A 19,142-nucleotide genomic window follows, 5' to 3' on the forward strand; every position below is an offset into this window, starting at 1 on the left:
GCGTTGGCGATGGTGATGCCGGCCTAGTGCGTTCTCGCGCTCGATTATCGATACCTATCCTGCGTGAGACGTGCGTCAGCATGCGGCAAAGCCATGCGATAGCCACGCCCCTCTGTTTAAGCATAAGCGCCCCCGCTTAAGTGATTCATTCTTGAAGGAACTGCCGGGCATGATGACCCCCGAACATTTCGAAGAGCTGGCAGATGCCGGCTATAACCGTATTCCGGTAACCCGTGAGGTTCTCGCCGACCTCGATACCCCGCTGTCGACTTATCTGAAGTTGGCCAACGCGCCTTGGACCTTTCTGCTCGAGTCGGTTCAGGGGGGAGAGAAGTGGGGTCGCTATTCGATCATCGGGCTGCCCAGCCGCGAACGTATCGAAGTCCGCGGTTACGAAGTGCGCCATTTAAAGGACGACGAGGTGCTGGGCGCGAGCCGGGTCGAGGATCCGCTGGACTGGATCGAACAGTTCCAGGCACGCTTCAAGGTGCCGCGGCTCGACGATCAGCCGCGTTTCGACGGTGGTCTGGTGGGCTACTTCGGCTACGACACCGTGCGCTATGCTGAGCCACGCCTTGCCGGCGTCGACAAGCCAGACCCTCTGGGCGTGCCGGATATCCTGCTGTTGGTCTGTGATGATCTGGTCGTGTTCGACAATCTATCCGGTCGCCTGACCCTCTGGACCCATGCCGATCCGGCGGTCGAGGGGGCCTATGTCACGGCTCGTGAACGCCTCGAACGCCTCGAGATTCAACTGCGTAGCGCCACCATCACGACCCAGAGCCCTGGCACCGGCAGGAGCGCCGTCGAGGAAGGCCACTTCAACTCCGGCTTCACCGAAGATGGCTTCAAGGCAGCCGTCGAGAAGATCAAGGAATACGTGCTGGCGGGCGATGTCATGCAATGCGTGCCATCTCAGCGCATGTCGATTCCCTATCAGGCCCCGCCGCTGGATCTGTACCGGGCGCTGCGCAGCCTGAACCCGTCGCCGTACATGTTCTTCTTCAATCTCGACGATCATCATGTGGTCGGCTCTTCACCCGAGATTCTGACCCGCCTGGAAGACGGCGAGGTGACCGTGCGTCCGATCGCCGGTACCCGAATCCGCGGCGCTACCGAGGCCGAGGATCTGGCGCTGGAAGCCGACCTGATGGCCGATCCCAAGGAGATCGCCGAGCATCTGATGCTGATCGATTTGGGCCGTAACGACGTAGGGCGGATCAGCGAGACGGGGTCGGTCAAGGTGACCGACCAAATGGCGGTGGAGCGCTACTCCCACGTCATGCATATCGTGTCCAACGTCACCGGCAAGCTGAAGCCAGGGCTTTCGGCCATGGACGTCCTGCGCGCGACCTTTCCGGCGGGCACGCTGTCAGGGGCGCCCAAGATCCGCGCCATGGAAATCATCGACGAGCTGGAGCCGGTCAAGCGAGGCATCTATTCGGGTGCCGTGGGATATCTCTCCTGGCATGGCAACATGGATACCGCCATCGCCATCCGTACCGCCGTCATCAAGGACGGCCAACTGCACGTTCAGGCGGGTGCCGGGGTGGTGGCCGACTCGGTGCCTGAACTCGAGTGGCAGGAGACCCTGAACAAGGGCCGTGCCCTGTTCCGCGCCGTAGCCATGGCCGAGCAGGGCCTGGATAACCTGCAATAAGTGCGGAATAGCGGCGCAATAAGCCCAGAGTAAGCCGGGCGCTCAAGGCTCGGGCCTGCTTGTATTGCAGGCTCACCGCGCTTGCCTGATCCGTGCCCGCAAGAATCCCACTTGCCTGATGACTACCGCCTGGCAGTGCCCAGGCGGATGCTGGAGACCGATTCATGTCCGTGCTGATGATCGATAATTACGACAGCTTTACCTATAACGTGGTGCAGTACCTCGCCGAGCTGGGGGCGCAGGTCGATACCCACCGCAACGATGCCATCACGATCGACGAGATCGAGGCCATGGCGCCGAGCCATATCGTGATCTCTCCGGGACCCTGCACGCCCAGTCAGGCGGGTATTTCCCTTGAAGTCATTCGTCATTTCGCCGGGCGGGTGCCAATCCTCGGCGTGTGCCTTGGCCACCAGGCCATTGGCCAGGTGTTCGGCGGCCAAGTGGTGCGTGCCCCCCAGGTGATGCATGGCAAGACCTCCAAGGTACGCCATCTGAATACCGGTGTGTTTACGGGGCTCGAAAACCCGCTGGAGGTCACGCGCTATCATTCATTGGTGGTGGACGCGGACAGTCTGCCGGACTGCCTCGAGGTCACTGCCTGGGTCGATGATGACGACGTCACCCCGGGGCTGATCATGGGGCTGCGGCACAAGGAACTGGATATCGAGGGCGTGCAGTTCCACCCGGAATCCATTCTCACCCGCCAGGGCCACGAGTTGCTGGCCACTTTTCTGCAACGTGGTTGAACGTTGATCGCCACACCACGACATGGATCGCAAGGAGAGACAAGATGCAAATGCGAGAGGCGATCGACGCCGTGATGCGCGGCCAGAGCCTGAGCTATGAACAGACCCACAGCGTGATGCGCGCCATCATGACCGGAGAGGCCACCGACGCCCAGATTGGCGGCTTCCTGGTGGGGCTTTCCGTGAAGGGCGAGACAGTAGAGGAAATCAGCGCCGCCGCCCAGGTGATGCGCGAGCTGATGATTCCGGTGACGGTGCATGGCGAGAATATTGTCGATATCGTCGGCACCGGCGGTGACGGCGCCAACCTGTTCAACGTCTCGACGGCGTCGAGCTTTGTGGTCGCGGCAGCAGGCGCGCATGTGGCCAAGCACGGCAACCGGGGTGTGTCTTCCTCATCGGGCAGTGCCGACCTGTTCAGCGTCGCCGGGATCAATCTCGACCTGGCCGCCGATCAGGTGGCGCGCTGTATCGATCAGGTCGGTGTCGGTTTCATGTTTGCCCCCCATCACCACACTGCCATGCGCTATGCGGTAGGGCCGCGCCGAGAGATGGGCGTGCGTACCCTGTTCAATATTCTCGGGCCGCTGACTAACCCGGCCAGCGCGCCGAACCAGCTGCTGGGCGTCTATTCGGCGAAGCTGCTGCCGCTGATGGCCGAGGTGTTGAAGCGGCTGGGCAGTGAACATGTGCTGGTGGTTCATGCCGAAGATGGCCTCGACGAGATTTCGCTCGCGGCGCCGACGCATGTGGCCGAGCTCAAGAACGGCGAGATCACCGAGTACACCATCACCCCCGAGGACTTCGGCATCGAGCGTCAGTCGCTCAGTACACTCAAGGTGACGACCGCCGAGGAGAGCCTGGCACTGGTCAAGCAGTCGCTGGTGGGTGAGGGACCGGCGGCCGATATCGTCGCCCTGAATGCCGGGGCGGCGCTGTATGCCTCTGGTGTTGCCGATACGCTCAAGGAAGGCGTGCTGATGGCTCAGGACTCACAGGCCTCTAAGCTGCCTGCGGAGAAGCTCAAGGAGCTTGCCGATTTCACCCGCGTCTTTGCCGCCTGATCGCGACTTCAGGCGTCGGTCTGTAATCCGGCCCGTACATATTTAGGAACCTCTGACATGACAGCTCAAGATACGCCTTCTCAAGGGTCTCATTCGCCAAGCGCTTCGTCTCAAGGCCAGCCGTCGAGCGATGGCCTGCCGACCATTCTGGCCCGCATCCTGGCACGCAAGGACGAAGAGGTCGCCGAGCGCCGTCAGGCCGTCAGCGAGGACGAACTTTTCGAACTCGCCGCTCGCCAGGCACCGCCGCGTGGCTTCGTCGCCGCGCTGGAAGCGCGTATCGCGGCGGGAGATCCGGCGGTGATCGCCGAGGTCAAGAAGGCTTCTCCTTCGAAGGGCGTGATGCGTGAGGACTTTCGTCCCGGCGATATCGCTCGCTCTTACGAGCGTGGTGGCGCGGCCTGCCTGTCGGTGCTCACCGATGCCGACTTCTTCCAGGGGCACGAGGATTACTTGGCCGAGGCGCAGGAGGCCTGTGGGCTGCCGGTGATCCGTAAGGACTTCATCACCCACAGCTACCAGGTCGTCGAGGCCCGTGCCATCGGTGCCGACTGCATTCTGTTGATCGTCGCGGCGCTGGATGACGCCCGCCTGAAGGTGCTGCATGACCAGGCCGTGGCGCTGGGCATGGATGTGCTGGTGGAAGTGCACGATGCCGATGAACTGGAGCGCGCGCTGGCGCTGGATCTGACCTTGGTAGGCATCAACAACCGCGATCTGCACACCTTCGAGACCCGCCTGGAAACCACCTTCGAGTTGCTCGAACGGATTCCCGAGGGCGTGACGGTCATTACCGAGTCGGGTATCCATGGACGCGATGACGTCGCGCGGATGCGCGAGCGTGGCGTGCATGGCTTCCTGGTCGGTGAGGCCTTCATGCGCGTGGAGGATCCCGGCGCTGGGCTGCAGGCGATGTTCTACTGAGCGCGTTTCGATGCCCGCTACACCGGCGGCTCTCGAGTAGGGCAGGCATGGCTGACGCGATGCGATAGCCCTATTGTCTGGCGTAAAAGTATCTGGCTGAAAGTATCTGGCGTGAACAAAGGGCCTCGGCGAGTCATCGCCGGGGTCCTTTGCTTTTTCGCGATAAAGCGACAGGGGCGTTGATCAGGCCGCATGGCGGGACAGCGTCACCGAGGGCGCTTCCCCGAATAGCTGGCGATAGTCCTGGGCGAACTGTCCCAGGTGATAAAAGCCCCAGTCGGCGGCGACCTGGCTGACCGTGGTGCCGGCTTGCGCGGTTCTCAGGCGCCGGCGCACCCGGTTGAGGCGTGTCAGGCGCAGGAACTGAATGGGGCTGATACCCAGGATGCTGGTGAAGCTGTACTGCAGGGTGCGCTGGCTGACGTGGGCGATCTCGCAAAGCTCACTCAGGGCGACGGGGGGCGACTGGCAGGTGTCCAGGTGCGCCTTGATGCGGTCTACCACCTGCTTGCGATGGGCATAGCTCGGCGACTCGTCGGTATTCGGCGTTTCCTCGCGCAGAATCTCGCCAAGTGCCAGGCTCAGGATGTCTTGATGGACCTTCACCGATAGCTGGTCATTCTGCGTGCCCAGCAGCCGCTCGATCAGAAAGCCAGTCGCCTGGCGAGTATGCTCGGGTAGCTGTAATCGCATCAGGCGGTCGGGGGCTGACGTCAGCAGGTCGTCGGCGGCAGCGCCGGATCGAGTCAACCATTGTCGGCTGACCACCAGGCCGTAGATGCCGAAGCGGTCCGGCGTTACGAGCTCGAAGTCATGGCCGCCCGGCTGGCACATCACCTCATGCGCGCCCACCCGATGGCCGTTGATGCGGCATCCTTGGGCATCGACGGGAATGCCGATCCACAGCGATTCCGGCCAGACGTTGCACTGCTGGCCAAGGGCATTGCTGGTGTACTCCTTGAAGACCTGCATCTCGGTCAGGCGCACCTCGTCGATACGTCCGTAGAAGGCGCCTTTGCTGAATTGGTCATACTCCTGTGACCAGCCGGTCAGGTTGTGGGCGTGTTCGTTGGCGTCCCATGCCTCCCAAATGCACCTCCTTGGTGCATTCTGCGCTACTTGGCGGTCTAGCGACACGGCACATCACTCCCTCTCATGGGGCATATGCTCCTTCCTCATGAGCTAACTACTTGTTTGTATTTGGTTATTCCGTTTTGCCGGAAAGTGATAACGCTCCGCTAAGCGTCGTCGCTACGCTTTATACAAGCAAGTTTCGTTCCGCCGGTGGCCTCGAGCAGTTGTTCAGGCCGCCGGCGAACCGGTTCATCCTGGGAGACGATCATGGCCAAGGCCTACCATTACACGCTGGGTAGCCAATGCTATCGCTTCAAGAACCTGGCCGACCTGATGGCCAAAGCCACGCCGGCGCGTTCAGGGGATCGCCTGGCGGGTGTCATCGCGGAATCCGCCGAGGAGCGGGTGGTGGCCCAGATGGCGCTGGCTGAGCTGCCGCTGGCCACCTTTCTGGAAGACCACCTTATCCCTTATGAGCAGGACGAAATCACCCGGCTGATCATCGACACTCACGATAACCAGGCCTTTGCTCCCATCAGCCATTTGACGGTGGGCGATTTTCGTAACTGGCTGCTGAGCGACCTTGCCACTCCCGAGATGCTGACACGCGTCAAGGCCGGCATCACCCCGGAGATGGCCGCAGCGGTCAGCAAGCTGATGCGCAATCAGGACCTGATCCTGGTGGCGCGCAAGTGTCGGGTGACCACCGCCTTTCGCAATACCATCGGCCTGCCTGGAAGACTCTCGACTCGCCTGCAGCCCAACCATCCGACCGACGATGTGACCGGCATTGCCGCCAGCATTCTCGATGGCCTGCTCTACGGCAACGGCGATGCGGTGATCGGCATCAATCCGGCCACCGACAACGTTGCCCAGAGCATCAAGCTGATGACGCTGATGGATGAGGTGATCCAGAAGTATCAGATTCCCACCCAGTCCTGCGTGCTGACGCATGTCACCAATACCCTGGAGGCCATCGAGCAGGGCGCCCCGGTTGACCTGGTATTCCAGTCGATCGGTGGCACCCAGGCCACCAACGACAGCTTCGGCTTCAATCTCGGCGTGCTTGCCGAGGCGCAGGATGCAGCAAAAAGCCTCAAGCGCGGCACCGTGGGCGACAACGTCATGTACTTTGAGACCGGCCAGGGCAGTGTGCTGTCGGCGAATGCCCACCATGGCCTCGATCAGCAGACCTGCGAGGTACGTGCCTATGCGGTGGCGCGCCACTTCGACCCGCTACTGGTCAATACCGTGGTCGGCTTCATCGGCCCGGAGTACCTGTTCGACGGCAAGCAGATCATCCGTGCCGGACTCGAGGATCACTTCTGCGGCAAGCTGCTCGGCGTGCCGATGGGCTGTGATATCTGCTACACCAACCACGCCGATGCCGATCAGAACGATATGGACAACCTGCTGACTCTGCTCGGGGTGGCGGGGTGCACCTTCATCATGGGCATCCCCGGCTCGGATGACATCATGCTCAACTACCAGACCACGTCCTTCCACGATGCGCTCTATGCGCGTCGGGCGCTTGATCTGTCGCCGGCCCCGGAGTTCGAACGCTGGCTCGGTGAGATGGCGATCTTCGATGACGTCGCCAAGCACGCGCCCAGTTCCGTCTTGCCGGGCTCCTTTGCCCGCTCGCTTGCCAACCTGCCCGCCACCGGAGCCAATCAATGACGGATAACCCCCTTGATCAGGCAGTGACGGACAACCCCTGGCATCATCTGCGCCAGTTCACCGATGCACGCATTGGCCTTGGCCGTGCCGGCATCAGCCTGCCGACTGCATGCTCGCTGGAGTTCCAGTTGGCTCACGCGCGTGCCCAGGATGCCGTGCATCTGCCATTGGATGTCGACGTGCTGTGCCAGGACCTCGAAGCACTGGATGGGCTCAGCGCGAGCCTGCCGATAAAACGCCTTCACAGTCGTGTTCCCGACCGCTTCACCTATCTGCAGCGCCCGGACTGGGGGCGGCGACTCGACGAGGCGTCTGTGCAGCGGCTGCGCGCAGAGGATGCGGCGGCACAGCCTGCCTTCGATCTGGCCATTACCGTGGTCGACGGCCTGTCGTCGCTTGCCGTTCAGCAGAATGCGGCGCCTTTTCTCGCGGCGCTGACCCGGGTCTTGGCCGATGACGACCAGGTGTGGTCGCTGGCGCCGCTCTCGGTGGTCGAGCAGGGGCGGGTCGCGATTGGTGATGAGGTCGGCGAATTGCTCAACGCCCGGGCGGTGCTGGTGCTGATCGGCGAGCGCCCCGGGCTTAGCTCGCCGGATAGCCTCGGGCTCTACATGACATGGGGACCGGCGGTCGGGCTTACCGATGCCTATCGCAACTGCATTTCCAATATACGCCCGGCAGGGCTCGCCTTCGACGATGCCAGTCGGCGGCTTCTGTACTTGCTGCGTGAATCACGGGCCAAGGGACTGTCCGGCGTCAATCTCAAGGATCGAACACAGGATGATGTCATCGAGTCATCGCAAGGTATTCGCAACTTTCTGATTTCCTGACGATGTTCCCCGATGACCTGATCCGTCACCCGCTTTATCTCCAATAACAATGATGTGAGGTAGTACCCATGAACGACGCGAATCTTGACCGGGAGTACCTGGCCAAACGACAGCTAAAGAAAGGCACGGCCGGCTGGATACTGCTGGCCGGTCTCGGTGTCTCCTACGTGATCTCCGGTGACTTCGCCGGCTGGAACTTCGGCATCGCCGAGGCGGGCTGGGGTGGTTTCGTGATCGCCGCCGCCCTGATGGGACTGATGTACTTCGCTCTGGTACTGTCGCTTGCCGAGATGTCGGCGGCCATTCCTGCTGCCGGGGGCGGCTACAGCTTTGCGCGTCAAGCCATGGGGCCGGCGGGGGGCTACCTGACCGGGCTCGCTGTGCTGATCGAGTATGCGCTGGCACCGGCGGCCATCGTGATTTTCATCGGGGCTGCCGTTGAGGAACTGCTGGGCATCAATGGCCCCGTGGTCTATGCGCTCTTTTATGCCATTTTCATCGGTATTCATCTGGCCGGCGTCGGTGAGGCGCTGAAGGTGATGATGGTGATCAGTGGCCTTGCCGTGTTCGCCATCATCGCCACCGCGCTGGCGCTGGTCGGCGTGTTCGATGCCAGTCGGCTGTTCGATATCGCACCGACCGATGCGGTTGGCGCCAATGCCTTCATGCCCTTTGGCTGGGCCGGTGTATGGGCCGCGTTGCCCTTCGGCATGTGGCTGTTCCTGGCCGTGGAAGGCGTACCGCTGGCGGCTGAGGAAGCCAAGAACCCCGCCCGCGATGTGCCCAAGGGAATCATCGGCGCCATGCTCTTTCTGGTCGTTACGGCGCTGTTGGTGGTGGTGCTGCTGGCCGGTGCCGCCGGTGCCGGTGTGATCGGCAGCAGTGGCGTGCCGCTGGTGGATGCGCTCAAGGCCGCGGACTATGCGACGCTTGCCACGCTGGTCAACGTGCTGGGGCTTGCTGGTCTCATCGCCTCCTTCTTCTCGATCATCTACGGCTACAGCCGTCTGGTGTTCGCCCTGTCGCGGGCCGGCTACCTGCCCAAGGTGCTGTCGCTGACCAGCCGTCGCAAGGCGCCGACCTGGGCGCTGGTGGTGCCGGGCGTGTTCGGCTTTTTGGTGTCGTTGAGCGGAGAGGGCGATCTGATCCTGGGCATGGCGGTGGTGGGTGCCACCCTGTCATACGCGCTGATGGCGCTGAGCCATATCCTGCTGCGCTTGAAGCGCCCGGAATTGCCGCGCCCCTATAAGACCCCCGGTGGCATCATCACTTCCGGTGTGGCCCTGGTGCTTTCGCTGGTGGCGCTGTCCGGCGTTTATGCCTTCGATCCGCGCGCCTTCAACTACACCCTGGTGCTGTTTGCGATCGGCGCGGCGTATTACTTCTTCTACAGCAAGAACACCCTGGTGGCGAAGACCGCCGATGAGGAGTTTGCGCTGGTGGCCGATGCCGAGAGCGCCTTGGAAACAGCCGATACGGCACATGCCAATGCCTAGGCTGCCTGGCCAGCAAGCATCGCTCGCGAAGGCCTCATGAATAAACAAAAGGGCTGCCATTTGGCAGCCCTTTTGCGTGTGGCGGGGAGTAACCGATGCTTCCTCAAGCGGCGGGGCGGCGGCGTTCGGTACGCTGCGCTTCCATCACTTCGCTGCCGGTTTCGGCATAGGTCAGCCCGATCAGGGTTTCACCGCTGCGCGGCACGAAGCTCTCTTCAGCGGTGGCGATGCGGATGCGTCCACCGGGGGTGAAGGCAAACAGCGGCAGCAGGCGATCCTGATGCTGGGTGCGATAGTCCTCGATCTTGGTCGTGCTGGAGATCGGCATGCACTGGATGGCTGCGCCGCGGGCGATCAGGCTCGACAGTCGGGCAAAGGTCACGTCTTCGCCGAAGGCCACCGGCAGATGGCCCAGCGCCTGGTCGTGGCGGGGCTGCGGTTTCTTGCCGGCCTTGACGGCCAGTCGATAGACCTTTCCCTCGCCGACCTGGGGTTCGAAGTGCAGCGCGGCCAGATTGTTGAGTTCCCGATAGGGCGAAAGCGGCAGCAAGTGGCCGATGCCGGTTAGCTCGAGGTGCTGGGCGGCATGTTCGGAAAGCGGGTCGCCGTAGTAGACCGGCAGGCCCATGGTCCGAGCTTCCTGAACGGCATCCCAGCTATTGTCGGTGAGCAATACCTTGAAGCCATTCTCCTGCAGCGTGCTGGCCACTGCCCGTGCCACGGGGTTGGCGCCAATGATTAGGAAGCCACGCGGCGTGGGGCGGCTCAGGTTCAGCAGGCCGGCCAGCGGGCGCGCCATCAGGCTCTGCATTACCACCGTGCTGATGATCACCAGGAAGGTTACCGGTACCAGAAGTTCGGCGCCGGGCATGTTGAGGCTCGTCAGGCGCAGCGAGAACAGCGAAGCGACGGCGGCGGCCACGATCCCGCGAGGCGAGATAAAGGCCAGCAGCGTCTTCTCGCGCCAGTCGAGTCCACTGCCGAGGGTACATATCCAGACCGTTAACGGGCGCGCCACCGCTACCAGCACGGCCAGAAAGGCCCAGGCCGGCCAGGTCAGCAACGACAGCTGGTCGGTGGTGAGGCGTGCAGCAAGCAGGATGAATAGCCCCGAGATCAGCAGGATCGAGAGGGTCTCTTTGAATTCGATGATCGGCTGTGTCGGCACGCCGCGCATGTTGGCAAGCCACACCCCCATCACGGTAACGGTCAGCAGGCCTGACTCGTGGAAAAGGGTGTTGGAGATCGAGTACAGCGTCAGCATCATCATTAGGGTGCCGAAGCTGTGCAGCTTGCGCGGCAGCCAATTGTGGCGAAGCACCAGGCCCCACAGATAGCCGCCAGCGATGCCCAGCCCGAAGCCGATCAGCGCTGTCTTGCCGAATAGCAGAAGCGTGTGCGCGGCGGCGTTGCCGGCATCGACCGAGCCCCCTAGCGCCACGAACTCGTAGACCAACACCGCGCCGATGGCGCCCACCGGGTCGATCAGAATGCCTTCCCAGCGCAGAATTTGGGTCAGGTTCTCCTTGGCGCGCAGCGTCTGCAGTAGCGGCAGCACCACGGTGGGGCCGGTCACCACCAGCAGCGCGCCGAGCACGCTTGCCATCTGCCAGGACAGGTCGAGCAGCAGGTAGGCGGCGCCAGTGCCGATCAGCCCGGTTATCAGCACGCCCCAGGTCACCAGCCGTCGCACCGTGCGGCCATGGCCGCCCAGTTCGCGGAAGCTAAGGGTCAGGGCACCCTCGAAGAGGATCACCGCTACCGCCAGTGAGACCAGCGGAAACAGTAGCTCGCCGAGCAGGGCGTCCGGGGCGAGTACGCCGGTGACAGGACCCGCGGCGATGCCGGCGACCAGCAGCGTGAGAATGGCCGGCAAGCGTAGCTGCCAGGCGATCCATTGGCAGACCAGGGCCAGTAGGCCGATTCCCGCCAGTTGGAGAGCTGCATGCTCCATGTGAGGATGCTCCGGTGAGTGTCAGAAAGCCGCGAAGCCTATCTTTGCAGCAGGCCACATGCAAACCCTAAACGGTGTCGATGTGTTCCCGATGACACGGAAGCTGTCGGCGCGCTTAGTGGCCGGCGATGATGCCCGGCATGGCGCGGCTCGTGCGTTGAAGCATGCGGCCAGCGAGAAAAGGGCGATAGGCAAAATGTGACGGGCATTCTAGCAAGCCGCCCGGCCTTGCGTGGCCGGGCGTATTGCAGGGCAGTGTCGCCTGATCAGGCGCCGCGCAGCGTTTCCAACAGCCCCTGCAGAGGATGCGTCAGCGCGGTGTCGGAAAGTCGCTTGGCCTGGCTGCGGCAGGAATAACCTGTCGCCAGCAAGCGGCCGGTGTTGGCGGGATCTTCGACCTTGGGCTGCCAGGACTGGGCATAGATGGTTTTCGAGGTATCGAGGTTGCGCGTCTCGTGACCGTAGGTACCGGACATGCCGCAGCAGCCGCTGGCGAGTACCTCGAGTTCTAGGCCGAAGACGCTGAACACCTGCTGCCAGGCCTTGGGGGAGCCCGGCGCGTTGGTCTTTTCGGTGCAGTGAGCGAGCAGCTTGAAGCCCGGATCACTGAGCGTGACGCCACGGGGCTTGAGGCGCTTGCCCAGCGACACCAGCCATTCCTGCAGCATCAGCACCTCGGGCACGGCATCCGCTCCCAGGGCTTTTACGTACTCCTGGCGATAGGTCAGCGTCATCGCCGGGTCGATACCGACCAGCGGTACGCCGAAGTCTGCCAGGCTCTTGAGTTTCTTGGCCTGGCGCTCTGCCGTGCGCTCGAATGCGCCGAGGAAGCCCTGCACGTTGAGCGGCTTGCCGTTGGGCGAGAAGGGCGCGACGAAGACCTTGATATCCAGCCGCGAGAGCAGCTCGACCACATCCATGACCAGCTTGGATTCGAAGTAGCTGGTGAAGGCGTCCTGGACCAGGATCACGCTGTTGGCTTTCTGGGCCTCGGTGAGCAGGCCAAGTGAGGTCGGGGTCGCTTCTGCCACGCCCCAGGCCTTGAGCTGTTTCTTGAGGCTGGCCCGCGAGAGCTTGGGGCTGTCGACCATGCCGACGGGACCAGCGAGCAGACGATCGACCAGGCGGTTGTCGAGTGCAGCGTTGTAGAGCGGCGCCAGCGGGGCGAGATAGGGCACCATGAATTCCAGGCCACCGATCACGTAATCCCGTGGCGCGCGCAGGTAACGGCCGTGATAGACCTCGAGGAACTGGGAGCGAAACTCCGGCACGTTGACCTTGATCGGGCATTGGCCGGCGCAGGACTTGCACGCTAGGCAGCCCGCCATGGCGTCATAGACCTCATGAGAGAAGTCCTCCTCGCCGCGGCGCTTGGCCCAGGTGTTGCGGGCGCGGGCCGGGAAGTCGCGAACGAAGCCCCAGAGGCCCTCGACCTTCTTCTGCTTCGATTCTTCCACCACGTCGGTGCCGGCGCGTCCCTGCAGGCGCAGCCATTCCCGCATCAGGCTGGCACGGCCCTTGGGCGACTGGACACGCTCGCGGGTGGCTTTCCACGAGGGGCACATGGCGTCATCGGGATCGTAGTTGTAGCAGGCGCCATTGCCGTTGCAGTAGACCGCCGCGGCGTGGGACTGCCAGACCCGTTCGTCGATCTGGCGGTCGTACTGGCCCCGGGTCGGCACCTCGTCGATGGCCAGCAGCCCCGGGTCGACCCATTTTACCGTCTGCTCGCCGTCGCCCGCCTCGTTCTCTTCAGCGTCTTCTGCCGCGAGAGGGGTGGCGATCTTGCCGGGATTGAGCTGGTTATACGGATCGAAGGCCGCCTTCAGCCGCTGCAGGCTCGGGTAGAGCTCGCCGAAGAACTTGGGGGCGTATTCGGAACGCACGCCCTTGCCGTGCTCGCCCCACAAGAGGCCGTGATACTTGTGGGTCAGCTCGGCGACCTCATCCGAGATCTGGCGGATCAGCGCCTCCTGGGCTGGGTCCTTCATGTCGATGGCCGGCCGCACATGCAGCACGCCGGCATCGACGTGGCCGAACATGCCATAGGTAAGCCCGTGGGCATCCAGGGCGGCACGGAACTCGGCGATATAGTCGGCCAAGTGCTCCGGCGGCACCGCGGTGTCCTCGACGAAGGGAATCGGGCGCTTCTCGCCCTGGACGTTGCCGAGCAGGCCTACCGCGCGCTTGCGCATGGCATAGACGCGTTTGATCTGCTCATGGCCCTCGGCCAGGGTATAGCCCAGCCGCTCGACGCTGCTGTCCGCCTCCAGGTGGCGGGTAAAATCGTCGATGCGGGCCTTTAGCGCCTCGGGGTCGTCGGCGTTGAATTCGATCAGATTGATGCCGCGAATCGACGTTTCGGTGCGCGTCGCCACCGCCGTATCGTCTTCGGCTTGATCGTCGGCCTGGTCTTGATGGTTGTCTGCCTTGGGCGCACCGGTGGTGGCCGGGAAGAACTCCGCCACGCTGTCCCATACGAAGTCCTGCTGCGCCAGGCCCAGCACCTTGTCGTCCACGGTCTCGATGGAGGTCGGGGCCGCGGGGCTCGCCATTAACGCCTTGGCATCCCGCAGGGCATCCATGAAGCTCGAGTAGCGAACATTGACTAGGGTGGAGTGCTTGGGAATCGGCAGCACGTTGAGTACCGCTTCGTTGAGCAGCCCAAGCGAGCCCTCCGAACCGCACAGCACGCTGTTGAGATCGAACTGCCGCTGGTCGTTATAGAGATGCGCCAAGTCATAGCCCGTCAGGCAGCGGTTGAGCTTGGGGAACTTGGCCTCGATCAGCCCGGCTTGGGTATCGATGATGGCGCGGGCGGTGCGGTGGGCCTCGCCGACCCGGTCGTCGCGGGCGCAGGTCGCCTCCAGCGCTTCGCCTTCGAGCGGCCGGCTGGTGAGGCGCTCGCCGCCCAGCAGCACGCTGTCGAGCTCCAGCACGTGATCGCGGGTCTTGCCGTATTCACAGCTGCCCTGGCCGCTGGCATCGGTCGAGATCATGCCGCCAATGGTGGCGCGATTGGAGGTCGACAGCTCCGGGGCGAAGAAGAGCCCGTGGGGCTTGAGGGCGGCATTGAGCTGGTCCTTGACCACGCCTGCCTGCACGCGCACCTGACGGCGCTCGACGTCGATGTCGAGGATGGCGTTCATGTGCTTTGAGATATCGACCACCAGGCCGTCGGTCAGCGACTGGCCGTTGGTACCCGTGCCGCCGCCGCGAGGCGTAAGCACGACCTTGCGATGCGCCTCCTGGCCGGCGAGGCGGGCGATGCGGGTGAGATCCTCGGCGTGGCGTGGATAGAGTACTGCCTGTGGCAGACGCTGATAGATCGAGTTGTCGGTGGCCAGCACGCTGCGGCTGGCATAGTCGGGCGATATCTCGCCCTCGAATCCATCGTCCCGCAGCGCCTCGATGAAGCGTAGATAGTCGGCGTCGAGCCGGGCAAGGGTATCCAGTTGTGCAATCATGAGTCGCTATCAGACCGTGAGTCGCTGCCCTTGACCGCGGCATCGTCGCCGATGTCCTGGCGTGGGCAGTAATAAGGGAATGCGGTCCACTTTACCGGAGCATGACAGAAGGTGCACCCGTCAGCGGCGTGGTGAAAGCAGCGGCTTTTCCCTACAATAAGCGCCTGCTGGCGACATTGCCCTTTCATTGACTGTGACGGACAGGATTCCATGCTCGATCCAAAACTGCTGCGTGGTGACCTCGACCAGGTTGCCCAACGACTGGCCAAGCGTGGCTTCACTCTCGATACCGCCCAACTCGAGTCGCTGGAGTCTAAGCGCCGCGAATTGCAGACCCAGACCGAACAGCTTCAGAGCGAGCGCAACTCGCGCTCCAAGGCAATCGGCAAGGCCAAGTCCGAGGGTCAAGACATCGAGCCACTGCTGGCCGAAGTCAGTGATCTGGGCGATCGGCTGGATGCGGCCAAGAAGGCGCTGGCGACGCTGCAGGAAGAGTGGGAGGCCCTGACTTCAGCGCTACCCAACTTGCCTCACGACAGCGTGCCGGAAGGCGCGAGCGAAGACGACAACGTCGAGCTCCATCGCTGGGGGACGCCGCGTGACTTCGATTTCGAGGTCAAGGATCACGTCGATCTTGGCGGCAAGCACGGCTATCTGGACTTCGACATGGCGTCCAAGCTGACCGGTTCGCGCTTCGCGGTGATGCGTGGCCCAATTGCCAAACTGCACCGGGCGCTCGCCCAATTCATGCTCGACACTCAGACCGAGGCGCATGGCTACGAAGAGTGCTATGTCCCTTATATGGTCAACGCCGACTCGCTGACCGGCACCGGCCAGTTGCCCAAGTTTGGTGAAGACCTGTTTCGCCTCGAAGGCGATCAGGACTATTACCTGATTCCCACCGCCGAGGTGCCGCTGACCAACTTCGCTCGGGATGAGATTCTCGACTACAAATCTTTGCCGGTACGTCTGACGGCGCACACCCCCTGCTTTCGCAGCGAGGCCGGCTCACACGGGCGTGATACGCGCGGCATGATTCGTCAGCACCAGTTCGACAAGGTCGAGATGGTGCAGATGGTCGAGCCCGACAAGAGCTATGAGGCGCTCGAAGAAATGCGCGGCCACGCCGAAGCGCTGCTGCAGGCGCTGGGCCTGCCGTATCGCGTCGTCACTCTGTGCACCGGGGATATGGGCTTCGGGGCGACCAAGACCTACGATCTGGAAGTCTGGCTGCCGAGCCAGGATACCTATCGGGAAATTTCCTCGATTTCCAACTGCGAGGACTTCCAGGCGCGCCGCATGCAGGCCCGTTTCCGCCACCCGGATCAGAAGAAGCCGCAGCTCCTGCATACCCTCAACGGCTCCGGGCTCGCGGTGGGCCGCTGTCTGCTGGCGGTGCTCGAGAACAATCAGCAGGCCGACGGTTCCATCCTGGTGCCCGAGGCGCTGCGCCCCTACATGGGCGGCCTAGAAGTGATCAACGGCTGAGCGCGTTGAGAAGGGACCATGGGGAACGCTCCCATTGAGAACACTCAGCGAGAGATAGCAAGGCCCCGATGGCAGTGCCGTCGGGGCCTTGTGCATCTTGCCAGCCGCCGCTGGACTTTGGTTGATGTTCTAGCCGCGCATCATTCGTCGGCGATGGCCCAATGCACCGCGACTTCGGCGTCGATCTCAATCTGGCCTGGGCGATACTCTGATGTCATCTCCTTGGCCGATGCATCGCTTGCGCGCATCATCATCTGTGGCTGGAAGCTTGGCATCTGCGTCTCTTGAACCTGCAGGACGCGCCCCAGGCGGATATCGAGGCGTTCAGCCATCAAGGCGGCTTTGGCCTTGGCCCGGTCGATGGCAAGGCCCAGCGCCTCATCGCTTGCCGCCGTGCGATCCTTAAGGTCGTAGCTGACGCCGTCCAGAGAGTCGACGCTGGCCGTGGTTAGGGCGTCGAGGAGGTCCGGCAGGGCCTCGAGATCATCGAGCGTCACAGTAATCGGTCGGGTCAGCTGGGTCCGCACCCGGCGATCCGGCTGCCCATCGGCGTAGACCGGCCCCTGTACATAGCTTGGCTGGACTGAGAGCGAGCCGGCCTGAATGGCGTTTCGCGGCAGGCCGGTGGCCTCGAGTGTGCGGATCAGCTCGCCCATGCGGTCTTCGAGCCGGCTGCGTGCTTCACTCAGGGCTTCGGGACTGGCTTCTCGCGCCGAGTCGACGGCGCGCACGGGGGTGCGCTCCCACAGGCGGGCAGACAGCGTTGCCATGTTGGGCGCTACCTCCAGGGTGTGGTGGGCCGATACCGTGAGCCGCCCCTGGGGTTGCTCATGGGGCGCTGGCTGATGGGCCGCGGCGGTGGAGCTCATCGTCATGCAGGCCGCCAGCAGCAGGCCGAGACTGAAGCCCATGCAGGGGCCACGGCCTGGAAGCCGGCGACGATTGAGCGCTTTGGGGCTCGTTTGAGTTCGTTGGGTAGTATGGGAAAGCATGCAACCTCCGTGCAGTTTGTCGATATCTCGTCCGATGATTGTGTACAGGCAGTGGCGAGCCGGTACACTCCTTTTATCATCCAGCATAAGCAGATTCCCGGGAAGGACTCATGAACGACGAGGATATCGACGAGGCGGCAAGTACCATTCCGCTTAATCTGACGCTGGCGCTGGCCGCCCTGGTGGTCATCATCGGCGGCATGAAACTTGGGGCCAGCCTGCTGGTGCCGCTGCTGCTGTCGCTGTTCATCGCCGTGATCTGCACCTCGCCGGTTCACTGGCTGCATCGTCGAGGCGTAGGGCTGCGGATGTCGGTATGGCTGACGCTGTTGGTGATTGGCCTGCTACTAAGCCTGTTGGGCCTATTGCTGGTCAATAGCGTGAATACCTTTGCCGAGGAGCTGCCGGGACTCGAGTCGCAGCTCTATGATCATTACCTGAGCATTCTCAACTGGCTCGCCGGCATGGGCGTATCGATTCGTCCTGAGCGCTTCTCGGAATGGCTAGACCCGACTCAGGCTACCCAGCTGATTCCCGCTCTGCTGGGCGAGGTCGGTAACGTGCTCATGCAGAGCCTGATCGTTGCGCTGCTGGTGGTTTTTCTGCTGTTCGAAACCCTCAACTTTCGGGAGAAAGTCTCCCAGGCCCTGCTGAATCCGGCGCCTAGCCTTCAGCGCTTCAATGAGTTCAGTCTGACGCTGAAGCGTTACCTGGCAGTAAAGACGTTGATCAGCCTGGTGACCGGCGTGCTGGTGTGGATTTCCTGCAAGATACTGAGCGTCGACTTCCCGCTGCTGTGGGCGACGCTCGCTTTCGGGCTGAACTACATACCCAACATCGGGTCGGTGCTGGCGGCCGTTCCACCCGTTCTGCTACTGCTGGTCTCGCCCCAGGGCGGGGTCTTTCCGGCAATGCTGCTGGCGGGAAGCTATCTGGGCATTAACTTCGTGCTTGGCAACTTGGTCGAACCCCGGGTCATGGGGCGAGCCCTGGGTCTGTCGACCTTCGTCGCCTTCCTGTCACTGGTCGTGTGGGGCTGGATATTGGGAACCGGGGGCTTGCTGTTGTCCGTGCTGCTGACGATGACCTTGAAGATCGCGCTGGACAGCCATCCGCAGACGCGCTGGATGGCCCGTTTGCTAGGACCGGCCCATGAACGACCGGTAACGGCATCCGGAGGAGGGCAAACGCCTCAGGCAGACGCCTGAGCATTGTGGCGACATGGCAAGCTACCCAGTTGTCTTAAACCCAGTGCCTTAAACGACAACGCCCCGGCACAGCCAGGGCGTTGGAACAAGCATGATGACGCTGGGCGCGTTATCAGGCGTTCTGGTCGAGGAACTGCTCTAGCTGCGACTTGGACTGGGCGCCGACCAGTGAGGCCACCTTGGCGCCAGATTTGAATAGCATCACGGTCGGCACACCGCGCACGCCGTGCTCGGCAGCAATATCCGGCGCATCGTCTACGTTGACGCTCACGACCTTCACATTGTCGGTGCGCTCGTCGGCGACTTCATCCACCACCGGCGCCATCATTTTGCAGGGGCCGCACCAGGGCGCCCAGAACTTCAGCAGGACCGGCTTATCGGCCTTGAGGACTTCCTGCTCGAAGTTGGCAGTCGTGACATCGACGTTGTTGGCCATGTAATTCTCCTGTTGCATTACGCGTGAAACGCGCGTTTTTTCAGCTTAGTCCGATGATGGTAGCGGCCGCTGGGGCCGCTGGCAAATGCCTGTTCCTCAATAAGATCGATAGCGATCCGT

The 19,142-nt window shown here is 62.8% G+C and carries 14 protein-coding genes; 9 read left to right on the top strand and 5 right to left on the bottom strand.

From position 1 onward, the window contains the following. Window positions 1–172: 172 nt before the first annotated feature. From trpE to trpC, 4 genes are all read left to right on the top strand, one after another. On the top strand, window positions 173–1,660 hold the full coding sequence (gene trpE / locus BLR71_RS02450) for an anthranilate synthase component I (RefSeq protein WP_092522845.1): 1,488 nt from the start codon (window positions 173–175) through the stop codon (window positions 1,658–1,660). A 164-nt stretch (window positions 1,661–1,824) separates the two neighbouring features. After that, window positions 1,825–2,409, top strand: a complete 585-nt coding sequence (locus BLR71_RS02455) for an anthranilate synthase component II (protein ID WP_092522705.1) — start codon at window positions 1,825–1,827, stop codon at window positions 2,407–2,409. A gap of 44 nt (window positions 2,410–2,453) precedes the next feature. Further along, a complete protein-coding gene (gene trpD, locus BLR71_RS02460) occupies window positions 2,454–3,473 on the top strand; it encodes an anthranilate phosphoribosyltransferase (protein ID WP_092522707.1) in 1,020 nt (339 codons plus the stop codon). A 57-nt stretch (window positions 3,474–3,530) separates the two neighbouring features. Then, the gene (trpC, locus tag BLR71_RS02465) at window positions 3,531–4,397 is read left to right on the top strand and encodes an indole-3-glycerol phosphate synthase TrpC (RefSeq protein WP_092522709.1); all 867 of its coding nucleotides are present in this window, start codon (window positions 3,531–3,533) and stop codon (window positions 4,395–4,397) included. Between the two features lie 183 nt (window positions 4,398–4,580). Here trpC and BLR71_RS02470 read toward each other — a convergent pair whose 3' ends face one another. Further along, on the bottom strand, window positions 4,581–5,534 hold the full coding sequence (locus BLR71_RS02470) for a helix-turn-helix domain-containing protein (RefSeq protein WP_245696315.1): 954 nt from the start codon (window positions 5,532–5,534) through the stop codon (window positions 4,581–4,583). A 204-nt stretch (window positions 5,535–5,738) separates the two neighbouring features. Here BLR71_RS02470 and BLR71_RS02475 point away from each other — a divergent pair, with 204 nt between their 5' ends. The 3 genes from BLR71_RS02475 (at window position 5,739) to eat (ending at window position 9,477) form a co-directional block, all read left to right on the top strand. Then, the gene (locus tag BLR71_RS02475; protein ID WP_092522711.1) at window positions 5,739–7,151 is read left to right on the top strand and encodes an ethanolamine ammonia-lyase subunit EutB; all 1,413 of its coding nucleotides are present in this window, start codon (window positions 5,739–5,741) and stop codon (window positions 7,149–7,151) included. Continuing rightward, window positions 7,148–7,981 carry an ethanolamine ammonia-lyase subunit EutC gene (gene eutC / locus BLR71_RS02480; protein ID WP_092522713.1) on the top strand — a complete coding sequence of 278 codons (834 nt, stop codon included), beginning with the start codon at window positions 7,148–7,150 and terminating at the stop codon, window positions 7,979–7,981. Before BLR71_RS02475 ends, eutC begins: the two co-directional genes overlap by 4 nt. A gap of 68 nt (window positions 7,982–8,049) precedes the next feature. Beyond that, a complete protein-coding gene (gene eat / locus BLR71_RS02485; RefSeq protein WP_092522715.1) occupies window positions 8,050–9,477 on the top strand; it encodes an ethanolamine permease in 1,428 nt (475 codons plus the stop codon). A gap of 103 nt (window positions 9,478–9,580) precedes the next feature. Here the strand turns inward: eat and BLR71_RS02490 are convergent, their stop codons facing one another. Together BLR71_RS02490 and ydiJ are read right to left on the bottom strand one after the other, a co-directional pair. Beyond that, window positions 9,581–11,431, bottom strand: a complete 1,851-nt coding sequence (locus BLR71_RS02490) for a cation:proton antiporter (RefSeq protein WP_092522717.1) — start codon at window positions 11,429–11,431, stop codon at window positions 9,581–9,583. 266 nt (window positions 11,432–11,697) lie between these two features. After that, on the bottom strand, window positions 11,698–14,898 hold the full coding sequence (gene ydiJ / locus BLR71_RS02495; protein WP_092522719.1) for a D-2-hydroxyglutarate dehydrogenase YdiJ: 3,201 nt from the start codon (window positions 14,896–14,898) through the stop codon (window positions 11,698–11,700). Window positions 14,899–15,108: 210 nt separating this feature from the next. Here ydiJ and serS point away from each other — a divergent pair, with 210 nt between their 5' ends. Continuing rightward, window positions 15,109–16,386, top strand: a complete 1,278-nt coding sequence (gene serS / locus BLR71_RS02500) for a serine--tRNA ligase (protein ID WP_092522721.1) — start codon at window positions 15,109–15,111, stop codon at window positions 16,384–16,386. 140 nt (window positions 16,387–16,526) lie between these two features. On the opposite strand, the gene BLR71_RS02505 is transcribed toward serS, so the two are convergent. Then, window positions 16,527–17,378 carry an SIMPL domain-containing protein gene (locus BLR71_RS02505; RefSeq protein WP_245696316.1) on the bottom strand — a complete coding sequence of 284 codons (852 nt, stop codon included), beginning with the start codon at window positions 17,376–17,378 and terminating at the stop codon, window positions 16,527–16,529. A gap of 110 nt (window positions 17,379–17,488) precedes the next feature. On the opposite strand from BLR71_RS02505, the gene BLR71_RS02510 reads away from it, so the two are divergent. Further along, window positions 17,489–18,586 (top strand): AI-2E family transporter, encoded by a 1,098-nt coding sequence (locus BLR71_RS02510; RefSeq protein WP_092522725.1) that lies wholly within the window; start codon window positions 17,489–17,491, stop codon window positions 18,584–18,586. A gap of 112 nt (window positions 18,587–18,698) precedes the next feature. Here the strand turns inward: BLR71_RS02510 and trxA are convergent, their stop codons facing one another. Further along, complete coding sequence (trxA, locus tag BLR71_RS02515) at window positions 18,699–19,022, bottom strand: thioredoxin (protein WP_092522727.1); 324 nt, start codon at window positions 19,020–19,022, stop codon at window positions 18,699–18,701. Between the last annotated feature and the right edge of the window lie 120 nt (window positions 19,023–19,142).

The sequence above is a fragment of the Onishia taeanensis genome (assembly GCF_900100755.1).
In the GTDB taxonomy this organism is placed as follows: domain Bacteria; phylum Pseudomonadota; class Gammaproteobacteria; order Pseudomonadales; family Halomonadaceae; genus Onishia; species Onishia taeanensis.

Coding starts and splice junctions, on each gene's coding strand:
- BLR71_RS02475 (WP_092522711.1), top strand. CDS start 5,739: ATGGCCAAGGCCTACCATTACACGCTGGGTAGCCAATGCTATCGCTTC.
- trpD (WP_092522707.1), top strand. CDS start 2,454: ATGCAAATGCGAGAGGCGATCGACGCCGTGATGCGCGGCCAGAGCCTG.
- eutC (WP_092522713.1), top strand. CDS start 7,148: ATGACGGATAACCCCCTTGATCAGGCAGTGACGGACAACCCCTGGCAT.
- trpE (WP_092522845.1), top strand. CDS start 173: ATGACCCCCGAACATTTCGAAGAGCTGGCAGATGCCGGCTATAACCGT.
- trxA (WP_092522727.1), bottom strand. CDS start 19,022: ATGGCCAACAACGTCGATGTCACGACTGCCAACTTCGAGCAGGAAGTC.
- BLR71_RS02455 (WP_092522705.1), top strand. CDS start 1,825: ATGTCCGTGCTGATGATCGATAATTACGACAGCTTTACCTATAACGTG.
- BLR71_RS02510 (WP_092522725.1), top strand. CDS start 17,489: ATGAACGACGAGGATATCGACGAGGCGGCAAGTACCATTCCGCTTAAT.
- trpC (WP_092522709.1), top strand. CDS start 3,531: ATGACAGCTCAAGATACGCCTTCTCAAGGGTCTCATTCGCCAAGCGCT.
- serS (WP_092522721.1), top strand. CDS start 15,109: ATGCTCGATCCAAAACTGCTGCGTGGTGACCTCGACCAGGTTGCCCAA.
- BLR71_RS02490 (WP_092522717.1), bottom strand. CDS start 11,431: ATGGAGCATGCAGCTCTCCAACTGGCGGGAATCGGCCTACTGGCCCTG.
- BLR71_RS02505 (WP_245696316.1), bottom strand. CDS start 17,378: ATGCTTTCCCATACTACCCAACGAACTCAAACGAGCCCCAAAGCGCTC.
- eat (WP_092522715.1), top strand. CDS start 8,050: ATGAACGACGCGAATCTTGACCGGGAGTACCTGGCCAAACGACAGCTA.
- ydiJ (WP_092522719.1), bottom strand. CDS start 14,898: ATGATTGCACAACTGGATACCCTTGCCCGGCTCGACGCCGACTATCTA.